The sequence below is a fragment of the Vibrio sp. R10-SG-ISO4 genome (genome assembly GCF_059834135.1).
Genome location: NZ_JCBDHJ010000018.1, coordinates 342,368 through 366,187, shown reverse-complemented (window position 1 = coordinate 366,187; position 23,820 = coordinate 342,368). Strand labels below are relative to the sequence as shown.

At 49.2% G+C, this 23,820-nt stretch carries 24 protein-coding genes; 7 read left to right on the top strand and 17 right to left on the bottom strand.

The window, feature by feature from the left end:
* Positions 1-51: 51 nt before the first annotated feature.
* Both AC6R03_RS14605 and AC6R03_RS14600 read right to left on the bottom strand, forming a co-directional pair.
* Complete coding sequence (locus tag AC6R03_RS14605) at positions 52-1,356, bottom strand: inosine/guanosine kinase (protein ID WP_500631625.1); 1,305 nt, start codon at positions 1,354-1,356, stop codon at positions 52-54.
* A 134-nt stretch (positions 1,357-1,490) separates the two neighbouring features.
* Complete coding sequence (locus AC6R03_RS14600; RefSeq protein ID WP_487902049.1) at positions 1,491-1,763, bottom strand: hypothetical protein; 273 nt, start codon at positions 1,761-1,763, stop codon at positions 1,491-1,493.
* A 330-nt stretch (positions 1,764-2,093) separates the two neighbouring features.
* Here AC6R03_RS14600 and mnmA point away from each other — a divergent pair, with 330 nt between their 5' ends.
* The 3 genes from mnmA (at position 2,094) to purB (ending at position 5,406) form a co-directional block, all read left to right on the top strand.
* Positions 2,094-3,215 carry a tRNA 2-thiouridine(34) synthase MnmA gene (mnmA, locus tag AC6R03_RS14595; protein ID WP_500631626.1) on the top strand — a complete coding sequence of 374 codons (1,122 nt, stop codon included), beginning with the start codon at positions 2,094-2,096 and terminating at the stop codon, positions 3,213-3,215.
* Between the two features lie 48 nt (positions 3,216-3,263).
* Positions 3,264-3,881, top strand: a complete 618-nt coding sequence (gene hflD, locus AC6R03_RS14590; RefSeq protein WP_500631627.1) for a high frequency lysogenization protein HflD — start codon at positions 3,264-3,266, stop codon at positions 3,879-3,881.
* 154 nt (positions 3,882-4,035) lie between these two features.
* Positions 4,036-5,406 carry an adenylosuccinate lyase gene (gene purB, locus AC6R03_RS14585; RefSeq protein ID WP_500631628.1) on the top strand — a complete coding sequence of 457 codons (1,371 nt, stop codon included), beginning with the start codon at positions 4,036-4,038 and terminating at the stop codon, positions 5,404-5,406.
* 120 nt (positions 5,407-5,526) lie between these two features.
* Here the strand turns inward: purB and AC6R03_RS14580 are convergent, their stop codons facing one another.
* From AC6R03_RS14580 to htpX, 9 genes are all read right to left on the bottom strand, one after another.
* Positions 5,527-6,060: a DUF3833 domain-containing protein gene (locus AC6R03_RS14580; protein ID WP_500631629.1), complete on the bottom strand. Its 534-nt coding sequence runs from the start codon at positions 6,058-6,060 to the stop codon at positions 5,527-5,529.
* The gene (locus tag AC6R03_RS14575) at positions 6,057-6,620 is read right to left on the bottom strand and encodes a chalcone isomerase family protein (RefSeq protein WP_500631630.1); all 564 of its coding nucleotides are present in this window, start codon (positions 6,618-6,620) and stop codon (positions 6,057-6,059) included. The genes AC6R03_RS14580 and AC6R03_RS14575 overlap by 4 nt, the downstream gene beginning before the upstream one ends.
* Entirely contained in the window at positions 6,604-7,128 is a 525-nt protein-coding gene (locus tag AC6R03_RS14570; protein WP_500631631.1) for a DUF2878 domain-containing protein, read from the bottom strand. The genes AC6R03_RS14575 and AC6R03_RS14570 overlap by 17 nt, the downstream gene beginning before the upstream one ends.
* Before the next feature lie 3 nt (positions 7,129-7,131).
* Positions 7,132-8,394 carry a class I SAM-dependent methyltransferase gene (locus tag AC6R03_RS14565; protein ID WP_500631632.1) on the bottom strand — a complete coding sequence of 421 codons (1,263 nt, stop codon included), beginning with the start codon at positions 8,392-8,394 and terminating at the stop codon, positions 7,132-7,134.
* A gap of 100 nt (positions 8,395-8,494) precedes the next feature.
* Positions 8,495-9,280, bottom strand: a complete 786-nt coding sequence (locus AC6R03_RS14560) for a DUF1365 domain-containing protein (protein ID WP_500631633.1) — start codon at positions 9,278-9,280, stop codon at positions 8,495-8,497.
* The gene (locus tag AC6R03_RS14555; protein WP_500631634.1) at positions 9,280-10,581 is read right to left on the bottom strand and encodes an NAD(P)/FAD-dependent oxidoreductase; all 1,302 of its coding nucleotides are present in this window, start codon (positions 10,579-10,581) and stop codon (positions 9,280-9,282) included. The genes AC6R03_RS14560 and AC6R03_RS14555 overlap by 1 nt, the downstream gene beginning before the upstream one ends.
* A gap of 47 nt (positions 10,582-10,628) precedes the next feature.
* Positions 10,629-11,357, bottom strand: coding sequence for an SDR family NAD(P)-dependent oxidoreductase (locus AC6R03_RS14550; RefSeq protein ID WP_500631635.1), 729 nt, complete (start codon positions 11,355-11,357; stop codon positions 10,629-10,631).
* On the bottom strand, positions 11,354-11,773 hold the full coding sequence (locus AC6R03_RS14545; protein WP_487902040.1) for a nuclear transport factor 2 family protein: 420 nt from the start codon (positions 11,771-11,773) through the stop codon (positions 11,354-11,356). The genes AC6R03_RS14550 and AC6R03_RS14545 overlap by 4 nt, the downstream gene beginning before the upstream one ends.
* Before the next feature lie 214 nt (positions 11,774-11,987).
* Positions 11,988-12,848, bottom strand: coding sequence for a protease HtpX (htpX, locus tag AC6R03_RS14540; RefSeq protein ID WP_500631636.1), 861 nt, complete (start codon positions 12,846-12,848; stop codon positions 11,988-11,990).
* A gap of 370 nt (positions 12,849-13,218) precedes the next feature.
* On the opposite strand from htpX, the gene AC6R03_RS14535 reads away from it, so the two are divergent.
* Positions 13,219-13,386 carry a hypothetical protein gene (locus tag AC6R03_RS14535; RefSeq protein ID WP_334550797.1) on the top strand — a complete coding sequence of 56 codons (168 nt, stop codon included), beginning with the start codon at positions 13,219-13,221 and terminating at the stop codon, positions 13,384-13,386.
* A gap of 99 nt (positions 13,387-13,485) precedes the next feature.
* On the opposite strand, the gene bioD is transcribed toward AC6R03_RS14535, so the two are convergent.
* From bioD to bioB, 4 genes are read right to left on the bottom strand one after another with little or no spacing between them, the layout of a single operon-like run.
* On the bottom strand, positions 13,486-14,193 hold the full coding sequence (gene bioD, locus AC6R03_RS14530) for a dethiobiotin synthase (protein WP_500631637.1): 708 nt from the start codon (positions 14,191-14,193) through the stop codon (positions 13,486-13,488).
* Positions 14,190-15,032, bottom strand: coding sequence for a malonyl-ACP O-methyltransferase BioC (bioC, locus tag AC6R03_RS14525; RefSeq protein ID WP_500631638.1), 843 nt, complete (start codon positions 15,030-15,032; stop codon positions 14,190-14,192). The genes bioD and bioC overlap by 4 nt, the downstream gene beginning before the upstream one ends.
* Positions 15,020-16,201, bottom strand: coding sequence for an 8-amino-7-oxononanoate synthase (gene bioF, locus AC6R03_RS14520; RefSeq protein WP_500631639.1), 1,182 nt, complete (start codon positions 16,199-16,201; stop codon positions 15,020-15,022). The genes bioC and bioF overlap by 13 nt, the downstream gene beginning before the upstream one ends.
* Entirely contained in the window at positions 16,188-17,240 is a 1,053-nt protein-coding gene (gene bioB / locus AC6R03_RS14515; protein WP_500631640.1) for a biotin synthase BioB, read from the bottom strand. Before bioB ends, bioF begins: the two co-directional genes overlap by 14 nt.
* 130 nt (positions 17,241-17,370) lie before the next feature.
* Between bioB and bioA the strand changes: the two genes are divergently transcribed.
* Positions 17,371-18,663, top strand: coding sequence for an adenosylmethionine--8-amino-7-oxononanoate transaminase (gene bioA / locus AC6R03_RS14510; protein WP_500631641.1), 1,293 nt, complete (start codon positions 17,371-17,373; stop codon positions 18,661-18,663).
* Between the two features lie 39 nt (positions 18,664-18,702).
* Here the strand turns inward: bioA and AC6R03_RS14505 are convergent, their stop codons facing one another.
* Together AC6R03_RS14505 and AC6R03_RS14500 are read right to left on the bottom strand one after the other, a co-directional pair.
* Positions 18,703-19,341 (bottom strand): YccT family protein, encoded by a 639-nt coding sequence (locus AC6R03_RS14505; protein WP_500631642.1) that lies wholly within the window; start codon positions 19,339-19,341, stop codon positions 18,703-18,705.
* A 73-nt stretch (positions 19,342-19,414) separates the two neighbouring features.
* On the bottom strand, positions 19,415-20,392 hold the full coding sequence (locus tag AC6R03_RS14500; RefSeq protein ID WP_500631643.1) for a porin: 978 nt from the start codon (positions 20,390-20,392) through the stop codon (positions 19,415-19,417).
* Between the two features lie 515 nt (positions 20,393-20,907).
* Between AC6R03_RS14500 and dinG the strand changes: the two genes are divergently transcribed.
* Positions 20,908-22,980 carry an ATP-dependent DNA helicase DinG gene (gene dinG, locus AC6R03_RS14495; protein WP_500631644.1) on the top strand — a complete coding sequence of 691 codons (2,073 nt, stop codon included), beginning with the start codon at positions 20,908-20,910 and terminating at the stop codon, positions 22,978-22,980.
* A 60-nt stretch (positions 22,981-23,040) separates the two neighbouring features.
* Positions 23,041-23,820 carry a sulfite exporter TauE/SafE family protein gene (locus tag AC6R03_RS14490; protein WP_500631645.1) on the top strand — a complete coding sequence of 260 codons (780 nt, stop codon included), beginning with the start codon at positions 23,041-23,043 and terminating at the stop codon, positions 23,818-23,820.

The window sequence follows — 23,820 nt, the reverse complement described above, 5'->3', positions numbered from 1 at the left end:
CTTTCGATGTAAGTTAGTTCAAAAAAAAGCGCCTTTCGGCGCTTTTTTCGTTTATCGTTCCCAGTAGGCTTCTTCCAAGCTATCTTCTCGCTCTGGTAAACCTTTCGAAAGACGTGGAGAGTGCTGAACCAATACCTCATAACTGGCACGGTTGGAATACTTACATACTTGTGAAAAGGAAGAGTAAGTTAAAAACGCATGCGCGTGTTTACTCGAGTTGGGCACATTTTCTTTGTGGTATTTATTCGCGGCCATATCGTGCAATAACGCAGACAATGCCGCATCACCGGCGCCATTGGTGTTTTTAATTTTCTCCGGACCACCCATGTATGGTGAAATATGGGAATATACTTTGATCGCTTGATCGCAATTATCTTTTAATGCAGGGCGGCTAAATTCATAACGATTGAATTCCGCAATACTACCTGGCAACAAAGGCAATGACGTTTCACGTTTGGCCGCGTCTTCGGTATAACCGGCCATAAACAAGCCAAGTGGCCCAGCAGTACACAGCACCAAATCGACCCACTCCAAGGCTTTGTCTGATGCCGCAAGCGGGTCGCTCTCCCCAGTGAGCGCATGCGCCTCATCTTCATTCATCGCTACAACGGTGACATGATCGCGCAAAAATTGCTGCCAAAACTGCGGGTCATCTTGGATGACAAACTTAGTCCCTAACGTGAGAACGACCGGTACATCGTGCTTTTTCGCGTACTCAATAGCGCGCATGGTCGCTTCTGGCATCGGATCGCCCGCTTTGCAGCGCACCAAATACGCAGTCAGCACCAGTGCAGAGGCATTTTTAAAGATTTTTTCTGGAATGCTCTCTGGTTTAAGCTGGTTCATCTGCCCTTCACTAATGGCAAAAGTGCGCTCCCCGTCTTCGGTGATCAGCGCGAAGCAGCGTCCAATCGCGCCGTCGACACCTTGCAGATAATTCAAATCCATTCGACTGGAGGTATTGCACAAATAACGATAGCCGTAACTGCCGATCTTGATGTCCTGACTCATGACACCCAGTAGCGTCGAACGGTCATCCGCCAACACAGAATAGTTGTGCAAGGTATTGCCAATCGTACCACCCGCGTATTCATTGGTGATCAAATCATCGCGCTTTAGTTCGTCGTATAACGCTTCGGCCGTCGCATCATCAATCACCAGTGAGTGTCCCTTACTTAACTGGTATTTTTCGATGAGCGTGCTACACACTTTGGCTTCAATATCCACTAAGGTTTGGTCGATACCAATAATGTGGGTGCGGGACATTTTCTTGCTGTCCTGCGCTTGAGTCACTAAAGGATCGCGAGCATGAACCGGGAAGTAATGTTTGGATTTGCGTTGGCCGGGAAATTTCATAATCAGAGTAAAGTAAGGGATAAAAAGTGGCGCGATTCTACCGCGCCCTTATTGGCGCGGCAACTCCCGCTAGCATAGCAAACGTTTGCTCGCACATTTAACCTGACACAACGTCGATAACGATTAGCGGCGGCTTATTCGCCTTCCATAAAACTCAAATCTGGCAATAAATCCAAGTGCTCGGAATAGCGTTTAAGATTAAACTCACCATCGTTTTTCATCACATCAAAAATTTCGATTGAGACTGCGCAAGCCATCATGGCAATTGCTTCGTCTCTTGCTGTGCCCGTCATCATCAAACGCATTAACGTTTCTTTCACTTTGATGGGGTTGCCATCTTGGAGTTGGTTTTCAATCACTTCAATAAGTTGCGTTTCTTGCAGCAGTTCGTCTTGGTGTTCAGTCATGAGGGGTTCACTTAATAATGAGATAGATGAGCCTAGGACTCTTGAATTTCGCCCACTATGCCACAACTAACCCTGCATTACCCAATGATATCCGTGCTAACTGTCGACGTAATGACCATCAACGCAATCAACCGATATGTTGTGATATTTACGCGAGGTACATTGCCGTGTTTAGCAGATAACTTGGGCTCTATTTGTCGAACTATGGGCTGCATAACAACCTAGCGAGAACAAGCTGAAAAGCATGGGTGTGATTTCGATCTCGGATCTGTCACCGCTACCGGCTTTCTGCTAGAATTTGCATCCAGTTAAATTGAGTGGTGTGACCTAATGTCTGAAAACTGTACTGACAACAGTAAAAAGAAAGTCATCGTCGGTATGTCTGGCGGTGTAGATTCGTCCGTTTCTGCCTACCTGTTAAAGCAACAAGGCTATCAGGTTGAAGGCTTGTTCATGAAGAACTGGGAAGAAGACGACAACGAAGAATACTGTACAGCAGCAGAAGATCTCGCCGACGCGCAAGCGGTGTGTAACAAGTTGGGCATCCACCTACACACCATTAACTTTGCTGCCGAGTACTGGGATAACGTATTCGAATACTTTTTGGCGGAATACAAAGCGGGCCGCACGCCGAACCCGGATATTCTCTGCAACAAAGAGATCAAATTTAAAGCATTCTTGGAATTCGCCGACGAAGTCCTCGACGCCGACTACATTGCGATGGGTCATTACGTGCGCCGCACCTTCCCTGACAATGGCGAAGCACCTAAGATGCTGCGTGGATTAGATGGCAACAAAGATCAAAGCTACTTCCTCTATACACTAAGCAGTGACCAAGTAGCGCGTAGCCTATTCCCTGTTGGCGAGCTTGAAAAGCCGGAAGTGCGACGCATCGCCGAAGAGCAAGATTTGATCACCGCCAAGAAAAAAGATTCCACCGGGATCTGTTTTATTGGTGAGCGCAAATTTACCGATTTCTTATCTCGCTATCTACCTGCGCAACCCGGTAAAATCGAAACACCGGAAGGCAAAGTGATTGGCGAGCACCAAGGTTTGATGTACCACACGCTAGGCCAGCGCAAAGGACTACACATTGGTGGTCAAAAAGGCGGCGGCGGTAATGAAGACCCTTGGTACGTGGCAGACAAAGATCTGAAACGCAATGTGTTAATTGCTGTGCAAGGTGCAGATCACCCTCTGCTCAAGTCTGAGGGTTTGGTGGCTTCACAGTTACATTGGGTCGATCGCACACCGATTCGCGAGCCAATCAAATGCACGGTAAAAACCCGCTATCGCCAAACCGACATCCCTTGTACCATCACACCTATCGATGATGAGAACATCAATGTTACCTTTGATGAGCCTCAGGTGGCGGTGACCCCAGGGCAATCTGCGGTATTTTATGATGGTGATGTGTGCTTAGGTGGCGGCATCATCGAGCAGCGTCTGTAATGGACAGTGTGTCTGTAATCAACAGTTTATTGATAGGAGTACGATTCGGTGGCTAATGCACTCTATGACCGCACCATCGCCTTTGCCGGTATTTGCCAAGCCGTCGCTTTGGTTCAACAAGTGGCGAAGAACGGTTACTGTGACAATGACGCGTTCGAAACCTCGTTAAAAGCGGTCTTAAACACCAATCCAAGCAACACAGTGGCGGTGTATGGTCGTGAATCCGATCTTAAACTGGGGCTTGAGTGTTTAGTCAAAGGGATCGATAGCACGCCAGCAGGCAGCGAAATCACACGCTACATCATTAGTCTCATGGCGCTTGAACGTAAACTCAGCGCCCGCCGCGACTCTATGTCTCAGCTTGGCGATCGCATCCAGATGTTGGAGCGCCAACTTGAGCACTTTGACCTACACAGCGAGCAGATGATCAGCAACCTTGCCAGCGTCTACCTGGATGTCATCAGTCCGGTGGGTCCTCGCATTCAGGTCACTGGCACACCGTCCGTATTACAGCAGACTAGCAACCAGTACAAAGTGCGTGCTTTATTGCTGTCTGGCATTCGTAGTGCCGTGTTATGGCGTCAAGTGGGCGGCAAACGTCGCCACCTTATTTTTGGACGCAAGAAGATGGTGGAGCAAGCACAAATTTTGCTCGCCAGAATGTAAGATACGTCATAGAGAATCTTGGCTCGCCACTCGGCGAGCTTATTTTTTCTTTGTCGGATAAGAATCGCGCAAACGTTTGCGCAATATTCGTGACAATTGCCACAGTTATTGGTATAAAGCTCACCAGATTTAAAACCCAATTCAGGAGAACATCATGGAACTGTCAGCACTGACTGCTGTTTCACCCGTAGACGGCCGTTACGGTAGCAAGACAATTGCACTTCGCAGCATCTTTAGTGAGTTTGGTCTACTAAAGTACCGCTCTATCGTTGAAATTCGTTGGTTACAAAAGCTCGCAGCGACCGATGCCATCGCAGAAGTTCCTGCCTTCAGTGCAGAAGCGAACCAGTTCCTTGATGACCTAGCGGCTAACTTCTCAGAAGAGGACGCAGCTCGCATCAAAGAGATCGAGCGCACCACCAACCACGACGTCAAAGCCGTTGAGTATTTCCTTAAAGAGAAAGTCGCTGGCGTTCCTGAACTGCATGCCGTGAACGAATTCATTCACTTTGCATGTACATCAGAAGACATCAACAACACTTCTCACGCTCTTATGCTTAAAGAAGCGCGTGACAGCGTGATTCTTCCTGAAATCAAAAATATCATTGATGCGATCAAAGCACTGGCTGTCGAGTACCGCGACATCCCGCTACTCTCTCGTACTCACGGTCAACCAGCATCACCGACCACTATGGGTAAAGAGATGGCGAACGTGGCGTACCGTATGGAACGTCAATACAAGCAGATCGAAAATGTTGAGATTCTCGCGAAAATCAACGGCGCAGTGGGTAACTACAACGCGCATCTTTCCGCCTACCCTGAGCTTGATTGGCACCAGTTCTCTGAAGAGTTCATTACGCAATCTCTTGGCGTAACGTGGAACCCATACACGACGCAGATCGAACCGCACGATTACATCGCAGAACTGTTTGATGCCATCGCACGTTTCAACACCATCCTTATCGATTTCGATCGTGACGTTTGGGGTTACATCGCACTGGGTCACTTCAAGCAAAAAACCATTGCTGGTGAAATTGGTTCTTCAACCATGCCGCACAAAGTCAACCCAATCGACTTTGAAAACTCAGAAGGCAACCTAGGTTTAGCAAACGCGGTATTTGGCCACCTAGCACAAAAACTGCCTATCTCTCGTTGGCAACGTGACCTAACGGATTCTACCGTGCTACGTAACCTTGGTGTGGGTGTGGGTTACGCAATCATTGCGTACACGTCGACCCTAAAAGGCATCAGCAAACTGGAAGTGAACCGTGAAGCCCTGCTTGCTGAGCTAGACACAAACTGGGAAGTGCTTGCGGAGCCTGTGCAAACCGTTATGCGTCGTTACGGTATTGAGAAGCCATACGAGAAGCTAAAAGAGCTCACTCGTGGTAAGCGCGTAGATGGTGAAGCAATGCGTCATTTCATCGACGCTCTAGACCTTCCAGAGCACGAAAAAGCGCGCCTGAAAGAGATGACACCTGCGAACTACATTGGTCAAGCCATCGAGCTGACTGACAAGCTGTAAGCGAGCGTTCTCGCAGCAACAATCAAAAGACTTTGCCTCGGCAAAGTCTTTTTCATTTCTGGCGTCTTCATTTCAGAGTATCTGATCCTCGCTTAGAGATGAGGATTGTTCAAGGCACGCCTACTGCTTTTGGAAGAAGAGCGTGATTTGCCCCACTTCCATCCCCCATTTCTTTATCTTGGTCAGGTTGAACACGTGCCGTTCGTCTTGTCGATATAGCCAATCATCAAAACTGACCGACACACTGCCGTCATCCAATTGCAGTTCAAAATCGTATTGCCATTGCAGCGCATTACCGACTTCTCTTCCGCGGGCGGTACCGATGATGTCATCGGCTTTTCCTGTGTAGCGACCAGCGTCACTGCGTGTTATCGTCCAGATGCGCTGACTCAACTCGCCATCATCAAAACGAAAATCTTCCACCAGCGTTAACGTGTCACCCTCTACTGTTCCGTCAATAGTGACAAAAAAACGCCGAGTCTGTTTATCTGTATAGTCTTGCACCATCCCCCAAGCGTGGGTTTCGCCTTGAAAATAGTCGAACAAATCAAAAGCTGGACCGCTAGTTTGGTAGTCATCAATATCGGCGCTACACCCCACCAATACGACACTCAAAAGTATCGCCGCTAAACGAGCACCTAATCGAGATATCATCGCTGCTTTCCTATCAGTTGTTGACGCAATCTTGGGTAGTCAGTGTTGGGGGAAAGCCATATTGAGACAAACGCATCATTAAAGGCTTCATCGTCGATAATGCCAATGCGCTGCGTATCCGACTGACGCGTATAATAAAACTCACCCACTTGACCGTTGGTCACATACGTTAAGTTATGCCCCTGTTCGATATTGGGGAAAACCTCGGCCAAACGAGTCAACCAACCTTGTGCAACCTCTTCTCTGTAGCCGAGTTTTTGCCACTGCTCCTTGGTGGCATTGAGTAACTGATCTTGACTGATGCTACGCTGATAAGTAATGGAGAGCGCGAGTGGATGAGGCGTCACGTCGTCACTTTCCCGGTATTGACCATTGGGCGCGCGTAACTCCGACTGGTAGATATCAAAAAAGAGCATGGAGAGCTGCGCCTGACCGACCACCGGCCAGTGTGACCATAGCGCGCTCTGCGTCTGTTCATTATCTCCCCCTGAAACGTGTCCCGCTGAAATGGAGGCGTGCGCGTATTGAGACAAGCACAGCACGCTAATCAGGAATGTCATGACCTTTTTCATTGCCGTATATCCTTAACATCAAACCTATCACCACCATCCACTGACCAAAAAGAATCAGTAAACTGAGTGTGGGAGAATAGCCGAATTCAACCGCACCAAGCCGCTCTCCCGCCCAATAACTCAAAGCGCCCGAGAGCCCTCCTATCACTGTTACGATCCAACTGGGGTATGTGTTCACCAAGGGCAACAAAAAAGTGCTGTACCAGATGAATATCGCCCAAAGCGCCGATAGCCAAATCGGTATCAACCAAGTTGAATGCATCGCGTACTCGAACCGCAGTACCCCCGCAAGCATATTGACACTGTCGATGCCAATACCAACAGCGAAAACGATACCAACAAAACGCAAAGGCAACGGCTTAGCTGACACCCCTATGGTGACCGCATAAGTCGCCACCACCAGCGCAACCAACCACCATTGCCACGCCTCATTGCCTAATACTGCGAGCAGCCAAAGCGCTTGAAACCAGCTCGATATCAGCAGTAAACGAATCATCAGTTATGGTCGCTGAAATGTCATATGAACGGTGCTGATGCTCTTGGCTTTAAAGCCCCCTTCGCAATAGCAGAAGTAGTAGTTCCACATGCGAATAAAACGCTCATCAAACCCTAAGTGTTTGACGCGCGCCAGCGAACCATTAAAGCGTCGATGCCAGTGGTTGAGCGTTTGCGCGTAGTCCTGACCAATATCGAATAGGTTTCGCAGCACCAAGTCACTGTGTTTGGTGGTGGTTTGTGTCAAAGCCGTGATGGATGGCAGAAAACCTCCCGGGAAGATGTATTTCTGGATAAAATCCACATTGTCGCTGTAATAGTCATAACGCTGATCGGCAATGGTGATCGCTTGAATGGCCATCAATCCACCCGGACGCAGTAAAGACTGACACTTCTCAATATAAGAGCGCAGATACTGTTTGCCGACGGCCTCTATCATCTCGATAGAGACCAATTTATCGAACTCCCCCTCAAGCAGACGATAATCTTGCTTAAGTAAGGTAATGTTGTCCTGCAAGCCAAGTGCTTCTATCCGACTCGCGGCGTATTGATATTGTTGCTCAGAGATAGTGGTTGTGGTCACATGGCACCCGTAGGTCGTCGCCATGTAGATGGCCATCGCGCCCCAACCCGTGCCGATTTCAATCACGCGGTCTTGCTCGTTGAGCTGCAATTCCTGACAGAGTCTCTCCATCTTATTGATCTGCGCTTGTTCTAATGAGTCACTTGGGTCAGTAAACAGCGCCGAAGAGTAGAGCATCTCTTTATCGAGGAAGGTTTGATATAACTCGTTGCTCAAATCATAGTGCGCTTCAATGTTCTTCTGCGCCTTCTCAACCGTATTGCGATTTAACCAATGGCCGAGCTTATAGAGGATTTTAGAGAGTAAGCTGCTGCGACTTTCCAAGGCATCCAATGCGGATAAGTTCTTCGCCATCAATTCCATCACTTGGGTCAGATTCGGGCTGTCCCACCAGCCATCCATATAGGCTTCACCTGCTGCAATGCTGCCCCCCTTGAGTAGACGCGCGTAAAAGCCGGGGTGCTTAACTTCAACAACGGCATGGGGTCCATTATCTAAGTGCTGATTGGATCCGTGATGCTGACCAAACGTCTCTTGTCTTTGACTGCCATCACTGTCACTAAACACTTCTCGTATGGTCAGTGTCCCGACCTGCAGATGGGACAGAGTCGAAAAGGCGAGATTACGCGCCGTTTTTTGCACAGTGGTCAGCGCTCTTGGTATGGGCATTACTTGCGAATTCATTGTTCTCTTTGCTCCTTGCAACATGTCCGGCGGACTCTGTTTTGTGCGTACATTTGTCTTTGTTTTAGGTGCTAGGGTTTTAGATGGCTATACGCCTTGGCTAGCTGTTGGTCTCTTTGTCTTGGTAGCCGGGTTCTTGGGAACCGGGATGGGAATAAAAAGGCGCCCCTTTCACCCACAGTTTCAACGCATGCCAATAAATACCTATCACCACTTTTACTGCCATAATCGGCGTTGCGATCAATCGCTTAGCGAGTTGAGTGGAGGTAAGAGGCTGTTTACGCATCGCCATCGTGGCATCAAACACCTTAGTTCGCGTTGTCTCCTCCCCATTACTATAACATTCAAGATGGACAAACAGAGACTCAGCAAGCGGTTTAAGACGCCATACATAAGTCTGTTTAATTGGGTTAAACGGTGACACATGAAAAGCCTTATTGTGACGCCAAGTGCTGGCATCATTGGCATCCACAGCGTAGTAATGGCGCTCGTTCCAAGGCGTGTTGGAGACCTCTGCCAATAAGTAGCGCCATTGCCCTTGTTCATCATAAAGGTAGTAAAAATTGACCGGGCTGAAGTAAATCCCGAGGTACCTAAGATGGAGGACGGCTTCAACGCGGCCTCGCAGGGTAACACCCGTCAGCGCTTCGACCTTGTCTTGCACCGCGACCTTGAGACTGCCCTCGCCAACATAGTCACTGCGTTTGAATCTCGCCCAGTGCCACCAGCGTGTACCAAATGCCCAGACTCTGCTCTCCAGCGCCTCTAGCTCATCCAAATCGATGCACGGCATAAAGAGCGGATAATTGAGACTGTGCGAGATGGGCGAAAAACGCCGATGTCTCACATCCCCCACCAGCAGTGCACTGCGCAACGCGTCTGTCATTAGGCGGCTCCTCGTGTCGTCTGCGCGAGGGCTTCGATACCGCGAACTACATCCAGGGCGCTGCGTACACCGTCCTCGTGGAATCCGTTGTACCAGTAAGCGCCGCAAAACCAGCTTTGACTTTGCCCGTTGACTTCCTCTCTGCGGCGCTGGGCGTTGAGAGATTCGGTATTGAACACAGGGTGATGATAGTTGAAGGTACGCAGCACTTTACTCGGTTCTATATGCTCTGCACTGTTGAGTGAAACGCAAAAGGTCACTGGCGCTTCGATGTGCTGAAGAATGTTCATGTTGTAAGTCAGCGTCGGCGCACGAGTGTGCTGGCCGTCTCCACCTTCAATCCAGTAGTTCCAAGACGCCCATGCAGCTTTGCGAGTCGGGAGCAACGCCTCGTCTGTATGCAAAATCACTTCGTTGGCTTGATAGGCAAGATGGCTCAGCACTGAGGTTTCGCTTTCACTGGCATCAGCCAACATCGCGAGCGCTTGATCACTGTGACAAGCAAAAATAACCTGATCGAAACGTTCAGACTGTCGCTGCTCGCTTTGCGTCGCGCTTCGGTCAACATAATGAATCGTCACGCCTGCCGAATCACGTGTGACACGAGTGACAGGCGTGTTCAAACGAATTCTCTCTTTGAAGCCTTTGGTCAGCGGGTCGATGTACTCACGCGATCCTCCCTCAATCACATACCACTGTGGGCGGTTGGTGACGTCCAGCAAGCCGTGATTGAGGAAAAAGCGGGCGAAGAAACCAAGTGGGAAAGCGCGCATATCCGCCAACGTTGATGACCAAATCGCGGCGCCCATCGGCAAAATATAGTTCGTACAAAAATAGTCACTGAATTCATGTAGAGTAAGAAACTCGCCAAGGGTCAATGAACTCTCTTGACTAGCCTGAGCTTGCGCTTTCACTAAACGGTTAAAGCGCAAAATCTCGAAAATAAAGCGATAGAACTGCGGACGAAGCCAATTTCGCTTCTGAGCAAACAAGGTCGTAAGTGTATGGCCGTTATACTCCAGTCCATTGTCGTCGTTTCTCACACTGAAGCTCATCTGGCTCGGTCTGCCACGCACGCCAATCTCTTGCATCAACTGGATAAAGTTGGGGTACGTGCGATCGTTGTAAACAATAAAGCCGGTATCTACCGCGTACGTGCGCCCTTCAACCTCCACGTCCACCGTGGCGGTATGCCCACCTACATAGTCGTTGGCTTCGAACACGGTGATGTCGTGGTTTGGATGTAGGTAGTAACCACAGGTTAAACCTGAAATACCCGAGCCGATGATTGCTATTTTCATTGTTGTTATCCTTGTTCCCTATCCTGTTATCTATTCAGCGAATGCGTTCAACGCAAGCCAAGTAGTCGGCTGACCAGCGCGGTTTGCCAACGATAAGGCAACGCACCAAACACGCGCAGTAGCGTGGTGAATCGTTTGGGGAAATAGAGCGTCGACACCCCCTTTTCCAAACCTCGTCGAATTGAGTCCGATGCCGATTGCACCGAAACCATCATCGGCATATCAAACGTGTTTTTGTCCGTGAGCGGCGTTTTGACAAAGCCTGGAAAAATGATCGTGACATCAACGCCTTTGGGCTTGAAATCCAACTGCAGCGTGCGGGCGAGATAGCTAACCGCCGCTTTTGAGGCGCCATAAGCTTCTGCCCTTGGCAAGGCGACTTCACTGGCGATCGAACCCAAAATCGCGACACGTTGCCCTGGTGAAAAATGCGATTGCGCGGCGGTTACGATATTGACCACCCCCATCACATTAATCGCAAAAATGCGCTCGAACAGAGCAGCATCCATCACACCATCATCGATGTACTCACAATCTCCGGCGCTGAGCAGCCATACGTCCGGTGTGTTCTCGAGGGAGTCGATGGCTTGAGTTGTCTGCGCAAGATCGGTGACATCAAACCGCAGAGGCGTTATCGTCTCAAATTGCTGCGCCAGCTCTGCGAGCGCTTGCTCGTTTCGACCACAAGCGATCACCTGCCAATGGTCTCGGGCGTAATCCATCGCCAGCTGCTTGCCGATGCCTGAGGTCGCCCCCGTGATGAGAACGGTCTTCATTGTCCGAGCCTCTGTTTGATCGATTTAATGACGCTACCCAAAATAGGCAAGTTTTCGTACAACATTTCACCAAGATCGAAGTAGTCGCGATGGTAAATCACTTTGCCATCGGCAAATTTAAGATGAGACACGCCATTGACAGCAACAGGCTTGCCTTTGGACAATTTGGGGTGCTCCAACGTCATCACCCAAGTTAAAAAACCCATATCGCCGCTTTGTTGGGCGTGCTGAATATCAAATTCGCAGCGCTGGACATTGCTATAAAGCGACTGGAAGTAGCGCTCAAGCTCAGGCCAGCCTTCCATTCGATGCGCGGCATCTTCAAATACCACATTTTGGTGATAGACCTGCTCAAGCAACACCAGATTATGCTTATCGAGTTGCTGATAGATATTGCCGACTGACTGGACGTCCATTTCGCCTCCATCTTACATTCACACAAGTTATACATTTTTATTTAATGTACAACTTATATAACCTTAGTTGAACATCAAAAGTTGTACAAATTATTTTTTGTACAACTTTCTACTGCCAGCTTGTACGTCTGCTTAGCGAATAAGATCAAAAAAAGGCTTGGTGATAAACCAAGCCTTTTCAGTCAATTAAGTTGTCTTTATGACGAGATAAGCATTATGAGTTGCGCAGTGCGGCGATGCGCTTATCCAATGGAGGATGGCTCATAAGCAGTTCGGTCATTGAGCGTTTACCGTTAATACCAAAGGCCATCATCGACCCTTCGAGTTGAGATTCGTGACTCACTTTAAGGCGCTCAAGTGCGGCAATCATCTTGTGTTTGCCAACCAAATTCGCTGCGCCCGCATCAGCATGGAATTCACGGTGACGGCTGTACCACATGGTAATAAAGCTCGCGAGGAAACCAAACACCAATTCCAACACCATAGAGACGCCAAAGTAGACCATCATGCTACTGCCGCCCTCTTCGTCGCGGTTCGACGAGACGATATTGGCAATAAAGCGTGACAAGAAGATCACAAAGGTATTCACCACACCTTGCATCAAGGTCATGGTGACCATATCACCGTTGGCAATGTGGCTCACTTCGTGTGCCAACACAGCTTCCGCTTCATCGCGGGTCATGTTGTGCAAAAGACCGGTCGATACCGCAACCAGAGAGTCATCACGCTTAGCGCCTGTCGCAAAAGCATTAATATCAGGAGAGTTATAAATGGCCACTGTCGGCATACCGATGCCCACTTGGTCAGATTGACGTTTTACGGTTTCAAGCAGCCAGTGTTCTGTTTCGTTGCGTGGGCTTTCAATTACCATGCCACCCACGGAGCGAAGCGCCATACTCTTAGACATCAAGAGAGAAATGAACGAACCGCCGAAACCAAATACCGCCGCCATTACCAGCAAGCCCGATAGGCTACCTGGCTGCAAACCGGTGGTCGCATAAACGATATTAAGCACCACACTCAGCACAAGGATAACGGCTAAGTTGGTCGCTAGAAATAACATGACACGCTTCATTATTTACTCTTCTCCACGCAAAAGCTGACAGTGAACATATCCATCGCCTGTTCTGAATGAACTGTTACGAATGACCTGTTGTAGATGAATTGTGGGCACATTGACTCAATATCAATACCTAGCATAGGAATTATTTCAGGCTAAGTATGACGCACGCCACAATTTATCAGGGATAAAGAGAGTGTATTCCTTTTCTCAATAACGTTAAGTGGCAAATTGAAACATTTGATGTCACGGCACTTTTTCGCCTCTATCTTGAATCAATCAACAGGCTAACTAAACACCATTAGACTTTGGTCTTATTGCTGCATCTTGGTTTCATGGTAGATTTCAAACAGATTTTCACTTCCATGGATAAGGGAACGACATCATGGTTGAAACTAACAACTATCAAATGGCTATTGATATGCTTCGTTGTCACTTAGGATTGTCTGAGGATGAGGCCAAACAGCAACTGGGATTAGCTTTGGGGCAATCGGCGCAGAACCACGCAATGGAAATGCAGCAAGCCATGCTGGGGCTAAACGAAGAGCAGTAAACGGCAACGACAGAAACGTATCGGATTACGACGCAACGAGAAAGGGCAGCCACACGGCTGCCCTTTTGTGTCTTCAGTGCGGTTGTCGCCTGAAACCGATCACGCTTCTAACAAGGGCGAGGTCGCACCAGCAATCAACGGCTCAACATTGATGTATTTTGCCAAGTCTTTGCGTTTGACGCTCGGCACGTACGGAATCTCGCCGATTTTAGGTGCGTCAATCTTGTTCTCAAGCATTTCAATGATGTCACGATAGTGCTCTGTGCCCGGGTTGACGCGGTTTGCAACCCAGCCAATGACGTCAAGACCATCGGCTTTGATGGCATCTAGCGTCAACATCGCGTGACTCAAACAGCCCAGCTTAATACCCACCACCAGTAGCACCGGCAGCTTTTCTTGCACGACCCAAGTCGATAAACAGTCACTTTCGGACACTGGCACGCGCCAGCCGCCCGCGCCTTCGACAAGGACCATCTGCGCATTTTGCTTGTGTTGCGCTAACTTATCGCTCAGTACCGCGTAATCAATCGTCACATTTTCGCGCTGCGCCGCAATATGTGGTGACGCAGGTAGCTCTAACGCATACGGGTTGACGTCTTCATAAGCGACATCCAACGTTGCAGCGCTTTGTAAATAGAGCGCGTCTGAGTTACGCAGTCCAAATTCTGTCTGTTCGCTTCCAGCCGCAACCGGCTTATAGCCAATTGTCTTCATTCCTTTCCCGGCTAAAGCGTTGAGGATTGCTTTAGAAGCAACCGTTTTGCCTACATCGGTATCCGTACCAGCAATAAAAAAAGCATCAATCATCGATGTATAACCCCTAAACAAACCTGATAAGTTGCGGGTAACAACCCCTCTTGGTTTTGAAATACCTGGTACGCTTGCTCTAACTTTCTAAGCGTTTGGCGACTCATGAGTCCCGGTGAGCGGCCGCTCACATGGTTTGCGCCAATGCCCTTTAAATCACGCATTAGAGAAAAAGCAGTCTCATACCACACTGTGACAGCGGGCAAGTCTAGATGATGGTTGCTTGATTCAGATTGCGCTAACGCAAGTTTTAACTGATTGACGGTAATAAAATCGTTAACATGTTGATATGAATCAATATTGCGCCATGCGCATTTCAACTCATCGAGCGATCCATCCAGCAAAGTCGAAAATACAATCTCACCGCCCTTTTTCACTACGCGGCGCATTTCTTTAAGTGGCAGAGCCAAGTCCTCGCACCACTGCAAAGCCAAGCTTGAGAACACGTAATCCACACTGCCCGCTTGCAGCGGCAACTGTTCGGCATCGCCCAATTGATAGTGCATGTTCACGTCACCGCAGCGGGCCCTCGCGGCCGCCAACATATCCGGAGAGAGATCAAGACAGATCACCTTAGCCCCGCGCTGTTGTAGCTGCCAAGAGAAATACCCCGTCCCGCAACCGACATCCAGCACGACTTGACCACTCAAATCGCTGGGCATGCGTGCAAGCAGTCTCTCACCCACATCACGCTGGAAAGCAGCATGGGCATCGTAGGTGGCGGATGCTTTGCTAAACGCATCACGAATGGCGGATTTATCGCTCACTGCTTTATCGCTGACTGCTTTGAGGCTCACCGGTGTAAGAGGATGTGGGGAAGGTGTCTTTACCGCGTGCATGAGTGTCCTCGTCCCGTGGGTTTTCTTGCGCCTTTGATGGCTTGGGCCAACTGATGAATGTGCGTTTTGGTATGATTGGCGGTTAAAGTAATGCGTAGCCGCGCGCTGCCTTTGGGTACGGTTGGCGGGCGAATGGCGGTCAACCATATGCCTTGCTGTTTCAGCTGTGATGCGGTGGCCACCGCATCGTCACTCTCACCAATCAGCCAAGGCTTGATGGGTGTCGGCGTTGCCACATACCCAGGTTCGTCACTAAGCAGTTGATCGTACAGTGCCGTCAACTCAGCTAACTTATCTCTTCGCCACTGCTGCTGCTCAATGATCTCGCTCGCTTTATGCAGGGCGACCGCTTGCGCCCCGGGCATGGCTGTCGAGTAGACATAATGGCGAGCAAATTGCGTCAAGTAATCGGCCAATTCGTCATGACACAGAATCGCCGCGCCAGAGAGCCCAAACGCTTTACCAAAGGTGACAATCAACACCTCTGGCTTGATACCCGAATGTTGGCAGCTGCCGCGTCCGCCTTCGCCCAGCACGCCGATACCATGGGCGTCATCGACCGCAAGCCATGCCTGTTTCTCTGTGAGCTCGCTGATCCCTTGCAGCGGCGCAAGATCGCCATCCATGCTAAACACCCCTTCGGTGACAACAAGGGTCGCAGCTTCAGGATCGATGCGGTTCAATACCTGACGCAAATGCGCCATATCGTTGTGTTTAAAGCGCTTCATGGTCGCAGGACAGAGTCCCCCTGCTTCCATCAAGGATGCGTGGTTGAGTTTGTCTTGAATCAGCACATCATCTTGCTGCAGTAAACTCAATAGCAGCGCTTGATTCGCGGCAAAACCGGAGCTGAACAGCACCGCTCTCTCATAACCTAACCATTCACACAGCCGCTCTTGCAGCGATTGATGCGCGCCGCCATGACCTGTCACCAATGGCGATGCGCCAGAGCCATTGCCATAGACGGTGATGCCTTGCTGCCAGGCTTGCCCAATAGTGGCGTTCGTCGCAAGACCAAGATAGTCGTTGCTGGAAAAATTTAAGTATCGGCGCTCGTTATCAGCAATCTCCACCTGATTGCCACCGTGCAAGGTGCGTGTTTGACGCAGTAAACCCTGCGAGGCGCGCTCAGCCAGCGCAGCGCGCACGCGAGAATCAAACGCTGGCATCGTAAAACAGGTCGTCTTTAGCTGGGCGAGCCGCTACACGTTCAACAACGCGATCCAGCAGATCGTTCTCTTCTATTTCATCCGGCTTTTGCGACACCTGTTGACTGTTAATGCCCAGCTTTTTGAACAGCTGCATATCTTTGTCTTCCGATGGGTTTGGCGTAGTCAGCAGTTTGCAGCCATAAAACACCGAGTTGGCTCCTGCCATAAAGCACAGCGCTTGCATCTGCTCGTTCATATTTTCACGTCCAGCAGAGAGGCGCACTGCTGAGCGCGGCATCATAATGCGCGCAATGGCAATTAAGCGGATGAAATCAAACGGCTCGACGTCCTCGACCTCTTCAAGTGGGGTCCCTTTGACTTTGACGAGCATGTTAATCGGTACACTTTCCGGGTGCGTCGGCAAATTAGCCAGCTCAACCAGTAAGCCTGCTCGGTCATTGGCGCTCTCCCCCATACCAATAATGCCACCGGAGCAAATCTTCATGCCTGCGTCACGCACGTGCGACAGAGTATCCAGTCTATCTTGATAAGTACGGGTAGTAATGATGTTGCCGTAAAACTCAGGCGAGGTATCTAAGTTGTGGTTGTAGTAGTCAAGACCAGCCTGTGAGAGCTCTTTCGCCTGCTCGGCCGTCAACATACCCAGAGTCATACAGGTCTCAAGCCCCATCTCTTTGACGCCTTTAATCATCTCGGTGAGATGTGGCATATCGCGCTGTTTGGGGTTCTTCCATGCCGCGCCCATACAGAAGCGTGTGGAACCCGCACTTTTCGCTTTTTGCGCGGCATCGAGTACCCGCTCGACTTCCATCAATCGCTCTTTTTCAATGTCAGTTTGGTAACGCGCACTTTGCGGACAATATTTGCAATCTTCCGGGCAAGCGCCGGTTTTGATCGAGAGCAGGGTACTCACCTGCACATGATTGGCCTGCTGGTAATGGCGATGGACGGTTTGCGCTTCAAAGACTAAGTCCATGAATGGCTTTTCCATGAGCGCACGGACTTGCTCGACAGTCCAGTTATGACGTACTTCCACCTGCTTTCCTTTTTATTATTTGGATTGATTTCTCGTCAGTCTACTGACACCATACGCACTGTCAACATAATAAAACCATGCAGGTTTACATCTGCTTAATATTTGAACCTTGATTTATTAAGGAACTTTGATGGATCTCGCCTTTGATCGCCGCCATATCTGGCATCCTTACACTTCTACTCTTACACCTCTGACCTGCTATCCTGTTCGTAGCGCAGAGGGTGTCTATCTTGAATTAGAGAGCGGTGAACAGCTGATCGATGGCATGTCGTCTTGGTGGGCGGCAATTCACGGCTACAATCACCCTGTGTTAAACCGCGCCGCCCATGAACAAATTGACACACTCTCTCATGTGATGTTTGGCGGCATAACCCATCAACCGGCGATCACCTTGTGTCAAAGGCTGCTTGAGCTCGCACCGGATAATCTTGAACAGGTGTTTCTTGCCGATTCTGGTTCGGTGGCAGTCGAAGTCAGCCTAAAAATGGCGCTGCAATATTGGCATGCGAAAGGTGAGCCGCGCTCAAAGTTTCTCACCCTTCGAGATGGCTACCATGGCGATACCTTTGCGGCAATGTCAGTGACCGATCCTGACAACTCAATGCATTCACTGTATAAAGGCTTTCTGCCTGAACACGTTTTTGCCCGCTCGCCTCAAACGGGCTTCTGGCAAACGTGGCAACCCAGTGATCTGGACGATTTTCGTCAAAAGCTCGCCAATCATCACCAAGAAATAGCGGCGGTCATTCTTGAGCCCATAGTACAAGGTGCGGGAGGCATGCGCATTTATCACCCAGAATTTCTAAAAGGCGTACGCCAACTGTGTGACGACTACGGCGTATTACTGATATTGGATGAAATCGCCACTGGCTTTGGCCGCACAGGCAAGCTGTTTGCCTGCGAACACGCCGAGGTTCAGCCAGACATCCTCTGTGTCGGGAAAGCGCTTACCGGCGGTTACATGACGTTATCCGCCACGCTCACCACTCGCCACGTGGCTGACACCGTCTGTTCGGGCGAAGCGGGCTGCTTTATGCACGGCCCTACTTTTATGGGCAACCCCCTCGCCTGCGCCGTCGCGAGTGCCAGTATGGACTTATTGAAAACCGGCAAATGGCAAACACAAGTTGCGAGCATTGAGCATCAATTTGCCTCACTACTACCGAGACTAAAAAAATATCAAAAAGTCAAAGACGTGCGCTGGCTTGGCGCGATTGGTGTGGTCGAGACTACGACAGCGGTGGATATGGAAAACATCCAAGCACATTTTGTTGAGCAAGGCGTCTGGATACGCCCATTCGGACGTCTTATCTATATGATGCCACCGTTTATCAGCGAACCTGAGCATATTGAGAAGTTGGTAATGGCAGTGGAGAGCGCGCTGGGGAAAGAGGCGTGTTTTAAAACTCAAACTGAATCCTAGTTCCCAAAATCTAGGAACTAGGAACTAGACACTAGGAACTTACTCCTGATCAATCATCCAGCGGCGGAAGGCTTTGCGCTCTTCGGTGGAAGATTTTAGGTACCAGGCTTTGAGTTGCTCAAGATTGTTGGTGTCAACACTAGGCATAGCCTCACTTCCTTGCTTCGACTCGGTTTCAGGGGCTAACTCAGCGCTGGCGACTAGAGCAGCACTTGCACCAAATACCACACCTCTCGCTTGGTTGTGTTGGGCAACGAGCTTAGGTAGGTCGTAATACGGGAAAATGCCTTCACCGCTGTCCAATACCTCCTGAGAGTATTCAATCGATTCGCCACTTTTAGTTTTTATTACCCACTCCGGGGCTTGTTTAAAGTGCGAGTTGGCTTGCTGATAACTGTGCAATTTTGGTGCTTCAATAATCAAATCACTTTCCGGTACATTAAACATAAGGACATAAGGCGCAGAATCAAAGACTCGCGATTTACCTGAATCACTCAATTTCTTACTGTACTTTACCACCAACTGGGTTGGGCCTTGATCGACACTGACACTTTGACGCTTTTCTTGGTTTTGCTCACCGTCGACAAACAGCAACTCAACGCTCGATTGTGGCTCTAGCATTCCCGCTGACACTCCGAAACTCATCAACGCGAAAAGTAAGCCCATGGATTTATTCATACACTCGATTCCTATAGTCCATAATAAAAAACCACCCCGAAGGGTGGTTTGATTATATCTCATTTAGGTGAGATTAGAAGTAAGCTTTAACACCTACAGCAACACCAGTTTCAGTTGAGTCACCGTTAGCCTGGTCACCATTGTCGCCACCAACTTCAGCGTATAGAGTCGTGTTTGGTGCGATGCCGTAGCCTGCATTTACATACCAAGTGTCGAAGTCGTCAGCACCGTCTTGCTCAGAAGTGCTGTAGCCTGCCGCTAGAGTCACTTTTTGGATAGTGTAAGTAGCTGCTAGACCGATTGTATCGATAGTGTCTGTAGAATCGTCAACATTGTAGTAAGCAACTGCAAGCTCTAGGTTCTCAACACCTGAGTAGCGTGCTTGTAAAGACCAAAGTGACTCGTCGTGCTTACCAGCAGCAGTGTCGTCTTCGATTTCACCTGAACCGTAAAAACCAGTGAAGTCAAAATCAGCCACTCGGTAGCCAAGCTTAGCGTCGAAGTAAACGGTATCTTCGTCTAGAACAGTGCTGTTGTTCTTATCTTGAACTAGAGCTGCAGCAGCGTAGAAATCACCGTTGTCTAGGTCCCAGCGAATAGTTTCGTCAGCACAGAAGTGGTCATCGTTACCACCAAAGAAAGTGCTCAAACCAAACTGGTAGTCGGAACCGATGCCCGCATCATCCATTACTGCACATAGACGGCCCACTTTAAATGAACCCGCTGTGTCAGAGTATAGCGCTACGTAAGCATCACCTTCAGATTGACCAACATCTGTGAACTCCCAGAAGCCACCAAACTGTAGAGAGTCGTTGATTGCGTAACGAACGTCAAAGCTTAGGTCGGCATCTTGGATTTCTTGGTGGAAATCTGTGTCTTTGGTGTCAACAGTTACGTTGTCGTCCTTGAACGAGTCAGATTTTGACTGCATGTAAACAACTTCGATGTCACCGCCCATAGTTACTGACACTTTGTCTTGGTTGTAAATTTCAAAACCAGCGTGTGCTGAACTTGTTGCAAGTACTGCTAGAGCTACTAGAGTCTTTTTCATAATAATCCACTGCCTTTTCTATAGAATGGGAATTCCCTATCCGGTTCCCTTTATGTTTTAGAAGATGACTCAAACTCTTTATTGGTCCGATGTCATCGCCACTAAATTTCGAGGTTTAGATTGCAAAAGATTCCTCTAAGTGTCAAATGTTCTAAATCACACAACTAAAAAAACATAAATTAGTTTAAAATCATATGTTTACATATAAACCTGCCGTTTTTTAGACCAGGTTCATAAAAATATCGCCACGCCACAGACCTTACCAAAACCGTTAACATTTAGACTTAAACGCCAATAAATCGATAAAATTAGGACTATGGCAGAATATAAGTCTACCATTTGTGATTATTTGGAGTGATATATATTTTACAATTAGAATTAATTATAAGTTCTTGAAGGTTCAGTTTTTTTTTGTGAAGGAGATCTAGATTTGGTCATTTGAGATTCTATTTCGTGAACTGAGTAGCGTTTAGCAAACTGTGCTATCATCCGTCGCCCATAGCGAAGGTCCCCATATGATTGCCAGTAAGATACAAAATTCTATCCGCCACAGTTATCAATCTCTCCAACATCAGTTAGAAAACTTCGTTCCTCGCCGAGCACAAAACTACTTGGTCGCAGAGATCGCCAAAACATTATGTGGCGAGTATCACAAATCTAACCGGATGATAGTTGCAGAAGCGGGGACCGGGATTGGCAAATCACTCTCCTATCTGATGGCCGTGATACCCGTTGCGCTGTTCAATAATCGTAAAGTGGTCATCTCAACGGCCACCGTCGCATTGCAAGAGCAGCTTATCAATAAAGATTTGCCCCTATATAGACGCCTCTCTGATCGTGAGTTCTCTTTTATCCTCGCCAAAGGCCGAGGCCGTTATTGCTGTGCTGAAAAGCTCTACACCGCGTGTGGGGCAGACGGCGGGCAGATGGCGATGTTCGAAAGTAAACCGAAGAAAAAAGAGGTTGAACTGCTTGAGCTCATGCACACCAAGTTGGCACAAAACAAATGGAATGGTGACCGTGATGCATGGCCCAAGCCAATTCCCGACCACTTGTGGCAAATGATTGTCAGCGATAAGCACAGCTGCAACACCAGTTTACCAGCGCATCGCCAGTGTCCGTTTCAAAAGGCCCGTGCCGAGCTTGATAAGGTCGACGTGATCATTGGCAACCACAGCTTGGTGATGGCCGATGCCGATCTCGGGGGTGGCGTGATACTTCCAGAGCCTGAGAACACCTTTTATGTGTTTGATGAGGCGCACCACTTACCCCACGTCGCGCGCGATCACGCCTCTGCCGCAGCCAGTTGTAAAGGCGCTGCCAGTTGGCTAGAAAAGCTCAATCAAAGTGTGACCAAATTTGCAGGCCTTGCCGATGAAAAGCGCGTCGCAAGGTTTAAAAACGAGTTGCAAGACAGCATTGCGCAGCTTATTCCAACCTTGGCGAAGCTCCCCGCACAGTTTGATACTCAGGCGTTTGAAGATCGTCATTATCGCTTTGAACATGGCGAACTGCCCACTTGGCTATTTGAACAGGCCAAAGAATTGAAGACCTATTCGGTCAAAGGTGCTCAGGCCGTTGCTAAGGTGGCGGATCTGATTTCAGAACGCGTTAAAGACGGTGAAATTGCGAACCGACTCGCAGAACCCGCGCTCGCTGAGCTCGGTTTTTACATTCAGCGTTTTGACAATCTCGCCCAAGTTTGGCGCTTAATGGCCGAGCCCACGCGTGAAAAAGGCGCACCTTTAGCGCGTTGGTTATCGCTACATCCGGAACGCGAAGGCGACATTATCGTCAATGTCTCGCCGCTCGAAGTGGGTTGGCAATTGGATCAACAGATCTGGAGCCGCTGCGTCGGTGCGGTACTCACTTCCGCGACTCTTCGCGCGCTCAACTCATTCAGCTTTTTCTGTCGCCAAGCTGGCGTGAGTGAAAAAGAGGAAGACGGCGTGCGCTTTCTTGCGCTCTCGTCGCCGTTTGATTACGCCAACCAAGCCGAATTGGTCATACCGGCAATGAAGATGGAGCCCCAAGCGCCACAGTTTACTGAATATCTTATAGAGATATTGCCTAACTGGATTGAAGACAAACAGGCCAATTTGGTTTTATTCTCCTCCTATTGGCAAATGAACCAAGTCGCAGAGGCGCTGAGTAGCGAATTTGTTAAAAAGGGTTGGGCGCTGCAAATTCATGGTCAAGAGTCGCGCTCTGAAATTCTAAAAAAACATAAAACCCTTGTGCAGTGCGGCAAGACGAGCATTCTGTTTGGCACTGGCAGCTTCTCAGAAGGACTGGATTTACCGGGCGACTTGCTGACCAACCTGGTGATCACCAAGATTCCGTTTGCGGTGCCGACCTCCCCCGTGGAGCGCTCCCATGCAGAATACATTGAGCGCAAAGGCGGAAATCCGTTTATGCAGATCTCGGTACCCGAAGCGAGTAAAAAGCTGATTCAGTCTGTCGGTCGCTTGCTGCGTAAAGAGCGCGATTCTGGTAGAGTCGTCATCCTTGATCGCAGACTGGTCACCAAACGTTACGGGAGTGCACTGTTGGACTCACTTCCGCCATTTAAACGCACCATTAAATAGTGGTGCGTTTAACACCCATAACTTAGAAGCGCTTCAAGCATATAAAGAAGAATACACATTATGGAACTTTTTGAGCCAACCATGTTGTTGGTGTTGGCACTGGTTGCTTTTGTCGCTGGATTTATTGATGCCGTCGCCGGTGGTGGTGGCATGTTAACGGTGCCTGCCCTGCTGTCACTCGGCCTACCGCCGCACATTGCGCTCGGTACAAATAAGTTGGCGGCGACTTTCGCGTCGTCAACCGCCGCGTTTACCTACTACCGAAAGCGCCTGTTTAAACCTGAATGTTGGCTGAGAGCCTTCTTTGCCACCCTAGCAGGGGCGATCTTGGGCACCTTGTTTGTTGATTTCATCTCAACCGAGTGGCTTGAAAAAATCTTACCGCTGATTATTCTGGCGGCGGCTGTCTATACTGTTTGGCATAAAACGCCGAACGCAAACATCAATGAATCGCCACGACCTTGCCCTGTACTGCATAAAAAGCAGATAGGCCAAGGTTTGATTCTAGGCTTTTATGATGGCGTTGCCGGCCCCGGTACTGGTGCGTTTTGGACCGTGAGCTCAATGGCGCTCTATCGCCTCAATATTTTGTTGGCTTCAGGTTTGGCCAAGGCGATGAACTTTACCAGCAATTTTACGTCATTGGTGACATTTGCGATTTTGGGTCACATCGATTGGGTACTAGGTCTGACGATGGGTGTCTGTTTGATGGCTGGCGCGTTTGTTGGCGCTCATTCCGCGATACGATTTGGCGCAACGTTTATACGCCCAGTCTTTGTTACCGTCGTCAGTGTGCTCGCCGTCAAACTGGCGTTTGATGCGTGGTTTATCCCTGGTTAA

Excerpts from the sequence above, each read along its gene's own strand:
- AC6R03_RS14605 (WP_500631625.1), bottom strand. The coding sequence starts at position 1,356 with ATGAAATTTCCCGGCCAACGCAAATCCAAACATTACTTCCCGGTTCAT.
- AC6R03_RS14600 (WP_487902049.1), bottom strand. The coding sequence starts at position 1,763 with ATGACTGAACACCAAGACGAACTGCTGCAAGAAACGCAACTTATTGAA.
- mnmA (WP_500631626.1), top strand. The coding sequence starts at position 2,094 with ATGTCTGAAAACTGTACTGACAACAGTAAAAAGAAAGTCATCGTCGGT.
- purB (WP_500631628.1), top strand. The coding sequence starts at position 4,036 with ATGGAACTGTCAGCACTGACTGCTGTTTCACCCGTAGACGGCCGTTAC.
- AC6R03_RS14580 (WP_500631629.1), bottom strand. The coding sequence starts at position 6,060 with ATGATATCTCGATTAGGTGCTCGTTTAGCGGCGATACTTTTGAGTGTC.
- AC6R03_RS14575 (WP_500631630.1), bottom strand. The coding sequence starts at position 6,620 with ATGACATTCCTGATTAGCGTGCTGTGCTTGTCTCAATACGCGCACGCC.
- AC6R03_RS14570 (WP_500631631.1), bottom strand. The coding sequence starts at position 7,128 with ATGATTCGTTTACTGCTGATATCGAGCTGGTTTCAAGCGCTTTGGCTG.
- AC6R03_RS14565 (WP_500631632.1), bottom strand. The coding sequence starts at position 8,394 with ATGAATTCGCAAGTAATGCCCATACCAAGAGCGCTGACCACTGTGCAA.
- AC6R03_RS14560 (WP_500631633.1), bottom strand. The coding sequence starts at position 9,280 with ATGACAGACGCGTTGCGCAGTGCACTGCTGGTGGGGGATGTGAGACAT.
- AC6R03_RS14555 (WP_500631634.1), bottom strand. The coding sequence starts at position 10,581 with ATGAAAATAGCAATCATCGGCTCGGGTATTTCAGGTTTAACCTGTGGT.
- AC6R03_RS14550 (WP_500631635.1), bottom strand. The coding sequence starts at position 11,357 with ATGAAGACCGTTCTCATCACGGGGGCGACCTCAGGCATCGGCAAGCAG.
- AC6R03_RS14545 (WP_487902040.1), bottom strand. The coding sequence starts at position 11,773 with ATGGACGTCCAGTCAGTCGGCAATATCTATCAGCAACTCGATAAGCAT.
- htpX (WP_500631636.1), bottom strand. The coding sequence starts at position 12,848 with ATGAAGCGTGTCATGTTATTTCTAGCGACCAACTTAGCCGTTATCCTT.
- AC6R03_RS14535 (WP_334550797.1), top strand. The coding sequence starts at position 13,219 with ATGGTTGAAACTAACAACTATCAAATGGCTATTGATATGCTTCGTTGT.
- bioD (WP_500631637.1), bottom strand. The coding sequence starts at position 14,193 with ATGATTGATGCTTTTTTTATTGCTGGTACGGATACCGATGTAGGCAAA.
- bioC (WP_500631638.1), bottom strand. The coding sequence starts at position 15,032 with ATGCACGCGGTAAAGACACCTTCCCCACATCCTCTTACACCGGTGAGC.
- bioF (WP_500631639.1), bottom strand. The coding sequence starts at position 16,201 with ATGCCAGCGTTTGATTCTCGCGTGCGCGCTGCGCTGGCTGAGCGCGCC.
- bioA (WP_500631641.1), top strand. The coding sequence starts at position 17,371 with ATGGATCTCGCCTTTGATCGCCGCCATATCTGGCATCCTTACACTTCT.
- AC6R03_RS14505 (WP_500631642.1), bottom strand. The coding sequence starts at position 19,341 with ATGAATAAATCCATGGGCTTACTTTTCGCGTTGATGAGTTTCGGAGTG.
- AC6R03_RS14500 (WP_500631643.1), bottom strand. The coding sequence starts at position 20,392 with ATGAAAAAGACTCTAGTAGCTCTAGCAGTACTTGCAACAAGTTCAGCA.
- dinG (WP_500631644.1), top strand. The coding sequence starts at position 20,908 with ATGATTGCCAGTAAGATACAAAATTCTATCCGCCACAGTTATCAATCT.
- AC6R03_RS14490 (WP_500631645.1), top strand. The coding sequence starts at position 23,041 with ATGGAACTTTTTGAGCCAACCATGTTGTTGGTGTTGGCACTGGTTGCT.